The organism is Limnohabitans radicicola, from assembly GCF_014837235.1.
Lineage (GTDB): Bacteria > Pseudomonadota > Gammaproteobacteria > Burkholderiales > Burkholderiaceae_C > Limnohabitans_A > Limnohabitans_A radicicola.
Genome location: NZ_JACYFT010000008.1, coordinates 1 through 7,730, shown reverse-complemented (window position 1 = coordinate 7,730; position 7,730 = coordinate 1). Strand labels below are relative to the sequence as shown.

The following is a 7,730-nucleotide window of genomic DNA, read 5'->3' as shown; positions in this document are numbered from 1 at the left end:
ATTCAACCAATAAAGAATTATCTTTTTTGTGAAATACCATGTCATCGAATGAGCGAAGTCTTAATTGCGCAGTTCCTAAAGCCATGAAAAAAATATGATTTGGAAAGTAATCATCATTTTTTTTGAAATCTTCGCGCATATATTGGCTATAGTCTTTATATGCCTCGTTTGGGTCGCCCGCATCCCCCCCTTGCCTTTCGCAAAAATCCCTTGCACGAATTATCATTTCTAACAAAAATAGATAACTGCGCTCTTTTGTTTCCCTCAAGTCATAAACGCTTTTTTTCATCAATCTTGCCTCTGCGCAATCTTAAAAAATTATGTCACTATGTCAAGCATTTTAGTTGGCTTTTTGAGGTAGCGAAACACCACTTTTTCCCTCTGTAGAGCGCCTAAAGAGTACCCCAACAACTCCTATTCTTACTCTTCGTCTTCCTCGCCTCTGCTCGTCATCCTCATCGCTCGTCTAGTCGCCTCTCCATCGTCGAGAACTCCTAGGGTGCAGGGGCTACGCTGGCGGGCGCTCTCCAGGAACAAAAGTTTTGTAGAAGTTCAGGAACGAAACGAAAACGGGCTTCGAGGTCTCGGGACTTTGCGGATTTGCTTTGATCGCCTTTTCCCATTGGCTTAAAACAATTCCTTTGAGTGACGCGCCATAACTGGCGCGAATATGCGCTTTGTCGGTGTCTGGCAGGGCATTAAAGCGCGCTAGTGTGGCTTCACGCTCTGCCCTCTCTTGCTCTATGCGCACGGCTTCGGCTTCCTGTTTTTGCCGTTCTGCGGTGTCGGTGGCGTTTTTTACCTGCTCTTTTTTCTTGCGGTCTTCCACCCACGAAGCCCCGATATTGTTTGTAATGGCGTTCGCTAAAAATCCAGTGACACTATCCCGAATTTTCCCTTTTTCTTGCATCGCCTTTGTGTAGGCTATGGCTTGATGTAAGCGGGCAACTGTATATTTTCTTTTCCACCTGTAGGCGGTTTGTTCGTCTATGCCTATCGCTATCAATTCAGAAATATATTCGGGGTGTTCTTTTCGCGCTGGCACTTCCTCTAGCGTTGGTGCTGGCTCGTCAATATCTAGCTGAAGCTGTTTTGCTTTTTCGCAATGAAAAACGATATGCGAAACTTTGCGTCCTGTCTTTGGATAATCGACCTTGATTATTGAAATATCAGGATTAGCGTTTATTTCTCTTATGGCAACCTGAACAACATTAACGCGAAAATCCTTAAAGAACGCATATTCTTTTTTGTCAATTCCTAAAAAACCGCGCAATTCGTCATATTCAAAAGAACGCTTAAAATATCCTTTTCCATCCGCTTTAAATTGTTCTTTTTTGAGCAATTCAAATAACCGCATGGCGTAGCCACTTTTAAAATTGACGACTTTTTCTAATTCGTATTGAGTGAAGTAGCTTTTCAAGCCCAGTAAATATGGCTTTAACTCCTTATCGAATCTCACTTCTATAAATCCGCTTCCCTCTGTATATTTCGCGGATGAAAGCCAGCCCGTAGAAAACCAGCTTTTCCCCTTTCTAATATAAATCTCTCGCTCTCGCAAAGCACGGGCGGATTTTTCTATTTGCTCATGGATGCTGTTATGTGTAATCCCAAAGAATCGGGCGAAGTCAGCAACTCCAATTCGGTAGGTTTTAAAGTCCTCATCATCGGGCTTTATCTGCGCTATGAGCATACGCATTAAGCGCCCTTCACCGATTGAAGCAATTTTGTAGCTTGCCTCAATCAGCTCGTTCGACTGGCGAACGACTAGGCTTTTTTCGTCGATGTTCATGAGGTGTGCTTCTCACATAGGGCGCATGGTTACGGGGTAGTCATGCTCACATTGTATTGAAAAATAGGAGGTGTCAAATTTAACTAGCCTGAGATGTCAATTTTAACACTCATAGGAGCTGTGGATAACAAGCCTCCTAGTTCGCCCTGTTTTCCTCCTAGTTCGCCCTGTTTTCCTCCTAGTTCGCCCTGTTTTCCTCCTAGTTCGCCCTGTTTTCCTCCTAGTTCGAGTGATTTTTTCCTTTAAAATCAAGGTGTTACGCACCTCCTAAAGTATTAAAGGTTTAAAGATTAAAAAACACACAGGGGGCAAAAGTTTTTTGCCGTGTCGGGCTTCGCCCTTGTGTGTTTTTTTTGCTTCGCAAGAAGACCAAAAACCGAAGGCAGGGCAACAGGTAGAACGGAAAATTTGCCACCAAACAAGCCCATAGGCGCGTTTTTCATTGGTAGGCAAGGGGGTAGGGGCTTGGCAAGTTCGATAACGCCTCTACGGGCGTTTAAACGCTTCCAGCTAGAGGGCTTGACTTGCCTACCAATGACGATACAATCAGAATCATACTTTTTTCATATGAAAACACTATGATTTTAACTGTTGGTCACACCAAAGGCGGGGTAGGCAAAACCACTCTAGCCCTCAATATCGCCATAGCTCGCGCCCTTGCTGGGCGTGATGTTTGGTTTATCAATGGCGACAGGCAGGAAACCGCGCTTATCGCCACCACCATACGGGCGGAAAAGGGAATCACGCCCGTTATTGCGTGCGCTCAATACTCCGATGGTGCAACGCTTCGCCAGCAGGTCAAACAGACAGGCGGAAAATTTGACGATGTTGTGATTGATGTGGGCGGGCGTGATTCAACCGCCCTTCGTTCTGCCCTCACCTTCACGGATGCGCTGATTGTTCCTTTTCAGCCTCGATCTTTTGATACTTGGGAGTTCGCTTCTATTTCGCACCTGGTCGAAGAGGCGCAAAGCCTTCGAGGTGAATTTCCAGCGTATGCAATTTTGAATTGTGCCGATTCAACAGGCACGGATAACGAAGAGGCAATAAACGCCCTTCTTGACTATCCATTGTTGAAATATCTTGATGCGCCTATCGGTCGGCGAAAGTCGATTTCTACAGCAGGTGGAAAGGGGCTTTCAGTCCTTGAATACACCCCAAAGGATGCCAAGGCTTGCGCGGAAATTCAAACTTTGATTGATAGCATTTTCATATGAAAAACATATTAAAAAACAATCAAATAAATATCATTTAACAGTGAATACGATATGAAAAAAGAAACCAGCAAAATCACAAAGCGCCCTATCTTAAAAGCGCCCACTTCACCAGCTCCAGCAGTCGAAGACAAAGAGGCGGAAAAGTTCATAGGCGGTGCGCCTGATTCCGTCCCTACTGGCGACACCCGAAAAGGTGTGATTCGTGGAAAGCGTGAGCAAATCAGCCACACCCTACCGCCTGATTTGCTCGTCAAAATTGACGAAAGAGCAAACAGAATCGGGCTTACTCGTGCGGGGTTTATAAACTTCGTGATTTCTGAATATTTAAAACAATGAATTTGATATGATAATCATATCAAATAAATATCATTTTCATATGTATTTAATATGAAAATGATGTGATTTGCATTGTCTAAAAATGCCCAATACAATAAAAGCGCCTCGTCAAAGGCGCTTTATTTTTTAACCCCTATTTGCTATGGCTGAACGAAGCTGAACAAATTGGGCGGGCTTGTTTGTAGCAAGCTGTGTCGCGATAGTTATTTTCGCAATGCTCTCGGGCGCGGTTGCTACACTCTGGCTAGCCAATAAGTGTGGCTTTTAGTCACAGTCTCCCCAGATGGGGGGATTGAGGTAAAGCGTTCTGCGCTCAAGGTATGCGACACAGTTTAAAACCCTGTGTCGCATTTTATTTATTTTCTGTAAATAGTCAATGCGCTATATATAGAGTCGATACTTTTATATCTTTGGGAAATCTCGATTTCTAATTCAGGAATTATGCGGATTCTTGAAGTTTCGTCGTGGTTAGATGTTTGTTGCACTACTTTGTTCTGAAGTGCCATATCAAGAATTTTTAATTCTATTTGTAATTGCATTAACAAAGCTATTTCCTGTGCATTCAAGCTCTGATTCTGTAGAAGTGGCTTGACGCGCTCTAATAGTTCGTCAAGTTGTTTTTTTGTGTCTTCATTGTTGTTCATTTTTTATCGGATTCTTTCGGTTTTCGTAAGCCTCAAATTCTTCTTCAGTCATGGTTAAGCGCCGATATTTAAGCGGTGTAACTTCCCCTGTGCGGTCGCAGGTATGGCATCCAGTCCAGCGATACCAATTACAAACGGGGCAGGGCTGAAGCGGTTCATTTTCTTTCGGAAAAATCCCACATCCGCAAGCCCTCGGATTCGCTCCGCGTCCGTCACAATGTGGGCAGTTATCCATGATTTTGATCGGTTTTAAAACAAGTCTGAATGCGTGCCAGTTGCTTCAAGTCGCAAAATACCGCGCCCGTCTTCGCTGTCCTGCTTGTGGTAAATCAAAAGCCAGTCGGGTTGAATGTGACAATCTCGAAAGCCCGTGAAATTTCCCGTTAAAGCATGGTCACGATATTTCGGCGGTAATGGCTCATCACTGGCAAGTAAAACGATGACAGTTTTAATTTCTGCCTCATCTTTACCGCGCCGAATCATCAATTTTAATTGCTTTCGGAATGCGCCTGAACTTTCAATATGTCGCATTATTTATGAAGGTCTGCAAATAAATCATCTACCGAATTAACGCGCTTGTAATCCTTTTGTGCGTCACTCTGCAAAAGAATTTTTGCGGTTCGTTCATTCGGTGTGTGTTCGATAGGGAAGGGCAGGGCATGGGTTTTGCGAATTTGGCGGAAAAACAGGCGCACGGCTTGCGCTGGCTTGATGCCCATTTCTTGCAAAATCTCGAAGGTTTCAGCCTTTTCCTGTTCGTCTATGCGGAACTGGTACATGGTCGAATTGCTCATTTCCATAGCTCCAAAAGTTAAGAATATGTAGTGACATTGTAGTGACAAATTATTTTCTGTCAATACATATCATTTTCATACCAAAATCATATTGGTTTAATATGAAAACAATATGATTTTAGTATCAATAAATGTTCGTTCTAACCCCGTCGCTGGTTGCCCAGTTGTCGAAAGCATCCTTCAAAATGCTTTCATGGGTCTTGAACAAAAAGCGGTCAGCAATGCCCGCAAGTGTTGGGGCTTCGTTGATAAATTTCATGATGGCGCGGGCGGTGTGTTCATGGCGGAAAACCAATAAAACACGATGCCCCACGCCTAGCCCTAGCGCCGTCGATGGTGCGCCCGTGTGTATGGCTTCACCGTGGCGGAAAATCGCCCGCTTGATGCGCTCATTGTTCGCGCTGTCTTCGTAAAACTCCACTAGGTACAGGCGTTTCCTATCCTCTGCCGTGAAACTCAAAATCGCGTCAGGCTCTAGCCTCCCGCTCTGTAGCTCTATCGCCGTTCGCCGTGGTTCGTGCATCCCAAAGCGTCGAAAATACAGCTCTAAAACCTCCTCCTTGGTCTCTGCCTGGTCAAGCATCAAAAGACACGCTAAAACGCTATCCAGTAGCCCTACGCGGTGGAAATAGTCGGCGGGTGCCTTGGTCTCGTACTCCTGATTTTTACGGCTCTTAGATACCTTGATTGTTTCGAGCTGGTGACCTTCTACCTCCGTCAAGTACCGAACGGCTTTAGGGGTCAGCCCGTGCAATGCTGGCAGTCGTCCAAAGCCCCTAGATACCCCGTAGTGACTTTCTGTTATGAATCCGTAGGCTTTGAGGTCTCTTAAATGAACCCGTGCGGTGCTTTTGCTTGGTGATGTGTATATGCCCGCTTGGTAGAGGTGTTCGAGTGTGAAATATTGAATGCGTCCAGCCAGTTCGAGCGTTTTAAGTTGTTTTTCGTGCATCGGTTAATGGTTACAGGTCAAATTTTGCTTTAAAACTATGCGCTGGTGGTGCGGTTTTCTGTGCATTAAATGGCTCATTTTGTTCGTAATTCAGGTTATCCCACCCATTAATAAAGTCGCCACTATTGCGACTTGTTAAATACTGGAACTCACTGATTTTTTTAAACCGTTTATGCTCTCTTGCCTTAAAAATGAACGGCTCTTGCGTGTCGATTTTTGCCATAAAAACGCCAACTTTTAGATCTTCGAGCTGGTTTGCTTCGATGCCCATTTCTTTGCTCATTGCTTGCCGTGTATCGTTGTTACTCATTCCTGCAATTTTGTTTCGAGTATTGGCAAGTATTGAACCGCGAATTTCGCTATCTCCCAGTTGTTTTATGTGCTGGTGTGCAAGAATCAAAAACAAACCAAATTTGCGCCCGTATGCGTCGAGTGTCTTTGCAAATACAGGGCTAATAAAATTATGGAATTCGTCTATCATCAAATAAACGGGAAACCTGTCTTTTTCAGGGATTTTTCTACGCTCCTTTGCCCATATTTGCATTCTGGTAACAAAGAATCTTCCTAGCGTAATGGCGACTGCTTCGCCAATTTCTGGCACGGGTAGCGATATAACAATTTCACCGCGTGCATTTATGATTTTCTCGACTTCTTTAAAATCATCATTCCCGCAAAGCATTTTCATTACTGTGCTGTAATTCAAGAGGCTTTGTAGCCTATTGAAAATGCTTTGCTTCGAGGTGTCGTAGTTCTTCCCTTCTAGTCCCTCCCATACGCCCTTTAAGTGGCTATCCACGAAGCACCCAAGAGCCTTTAAACGCTCTTTTCCTGTCTGCGGGTTGAAACAGTCCGTTAGCATCCTAAAGTCTGCGTAATCGAGCTTTAAAAGCGTCATAACAACGGGGAAAATCACGGTTTCCATTAAGCGCGACAATTCGGCATCATCAACCAGTTGCGCCACCATATCGGTGATAAGTTGCGCGACAACTTCCCGATTTTCTAGACTTTTATCTTCTATCTCGAATAGGTTAATCACGAACGGGCGTTCGTGTGGCGCTATGCGGTAAGTAGAGGGCGAAAAGCATGATAAATCGTCGGCTAAATCGCCGTGCGGGTCTATGACAATTCGCGGGCTTCGCACCATGTCATTAAAAATCCCCTTCAGTAGAACCGTTTTACCGCTTCCTCCGCGCCCTACGATGTATGTATGCTTTCCAGAGAGCATTTTTCAGACTTTCGAGCGAATGGACGGGATAAGAATGTTTAGTATGTCTTCAAATTTCATTGATATTTTTATATCTATTTTTGGTAAATCCAAAACCAAACAAGAGAATCTTGTTTTTAGAAACCTTATGTATTCTTCATATGATTCAGAATATGGGTAGCCTAATTTTTTTTGTAACTCTATTTTTTTGTTCCATAAATCTGTAGCTCCGTCCAACACTTCGCGATTGTGTTCGATGTTCTCACGGCTCGTTGAACGCTCAAATTTTGCTTTATCTTCAATGCGAATATTTGTTTTTCCTGTCGGGGCATTATGTTTTACTTCGATCTTCCACCATCCATTATTTTCTTCTCTATAGGAAACAACGGCATCAGTGCCAATAACGACAGGCACAACAAATTTTTTAAAACCCTGCCATGTCATCAAAACCTGTGGAACTTCATCGTTTATTAAATACTGTTTAAAGTCTTCTTCTTTATTGTCTATGGCTTCGTAATCAAAAGGTTCTGTACCTTCTTCAATGCCATCTAGCGAATGGTTGTGTTTGAGGAAGTAACTACTCCGATTCGCTAGAAAAGATTTCCTTTTCATGTATCGTAATTGCTGAATATCATGCACAAGCCATGAAATGGCAGATGGGTATTTACTCAATTCAACCAATAAAGAATTATCTTTTTTGTGAAATACCATGTCATCGAATGAGCGAAGTCTTAATTGCGCAGTTCCTAAAGCCATGAAAAAAATATGATTTGGAAAGTAATCATCATTTTTTT

The 7,730-nt window shown here is 43.5% G+C and carries 10 protein-coding genes; 2 read left to right on the top strand and 8 right to left on the bottom strand.

Annotated elements, in window-relative coordinates:
- A partial coding sequence (locus IC609_RS15920; protein WP_191820512.1) for a hypothetical protein occupies nucleotides 1-289 on the bottom strand: 289 nt, incomplete at its 3' end.
- Nucleotides 290-508: 219 nt separating this feature from the next.
- Nucleotides 509-1,789, bottom strand: a complete 1,281-nt coding sequence (locus IC609_RS15915) for a replication initiation protein (RefSeq protein WP_191820511.1) — start codon at nucleotides 1,787-1,789, stop codon at nucleotides 509-511.
- Between the two features lie 524 nt (nucleotides 1,790-2,313).
- On the opposite strand from IC609_RS15915, the gene IC609_RS15910 reads away from it, so the two are divergent.
- Nucleotides 2,314-3,006 (top strand): AAA family ATPase, encoded by a 693-nt coding sequence (locus tag IC609_RS15910; RefSeq protein WP_225224268.1) that lies wholly within the window; start codon nucleotides 2,314-2,316, stop codon nucleotides 3,004-3,006.
- A gap of 51 nt (nucleotides 3,007-3,057) precedes the next feature.
- On the top strand, nucleotides 3,058-3,342 hold the full coding sequence (locus tag IC609_RS16165) for a type II toxin-antitoxin system HicB family antitoxin (protein ID WP_225224267.1): 285 nt from the start codon (nucleotides 3,058-3,060) through the stop codon (nucleotides 3,340-3,342).
- A 356-nt stretch (nucleotides 3,343-3,698) separates the two neighbouring features.
- Here the strand turns inward: IC609_RS16165 and IC609_RS15900 are convergent, their stop codons facing one another.
- The 6 genes from IC609_RS15900 to IC609_RS15875 all read right to left on the bottom strand — a co-directional run.
- Nucleotides 3,699-3,986: a hypothetical protein gene (locus IC609_RS15900; RefSeq protein ID WP_191820510.1), complete on the bottom strand. Its 288-nt coding sequence runs from the start codon at nucleotides 3,984-3,986 to the stop codon at nucleotides 3,699-3,701.
- Between the two features lie 249 nt (nucleotides 3,987-4,235).
- Nucleotides 4,236-4,517, bottom strand: a complete 282-nt coding sequence (locus IC609_RS15895; RefSeq protein WP_191820509.1) for a type II toxin-antitoxin system RelE/ParE family toxin — start codon at nucleotides 4,515-4,517, stop codon at nucleotides 4,236-4,238.
- Complete coding sequence (locus IC609_RS15890) at nucleotides 4,517-4,780, bottom strand: type II toxin-antitoxin system RelB/DinJ family antitoxin (RefSeq protein ID WP_191820508.1); 264 nt, start codon at nucleotides 4,778-4,780, stop codon at nucleotides 4,517-4,519. Before IC609_RS15890 ends, IC609_RS15895 begins: the two co-directional genes overlap by 1 nt.
- 124 nt (nucleotides 4,781-4,904) lie before the next feature.
- A complete protein-coding gene (locus tag IC609_RS15885; RefSeq protein WP_191820507.1) occupies nucleotides 4,905-5,732 on the bottom strand; it encodes a hypothetical protein in 828 nt (275 codons plus the stop codon).
- A 10-nt stretch (nucleotides 5,733-5,742) separates the two neighbouring features.
- Nucleotides 5,743-6,957 carry a type IV secretory system conjugative DNA transfer family protein gene (locus tag IC609_RS15880; protein WP_191820506.1) on the bottom strand — a complete coding sequence of 405 codons (1,215 nt, stop codon included), beginning with the start codon at nucleotides 6,955-6,957 and terminating at the stop codon, nucleotides 5,743-5,745.
- A gap of 3 nt (nucleotides 6,958-6,960) precedes the next feature.
- The coding region (locus tag IC609_RS15875; RefSeq protein WP_191820505.1) for a hypothetical protein at nucleotides 6,961-7,730 on the bottom strand (770 nt) is incomplete at its 5' end.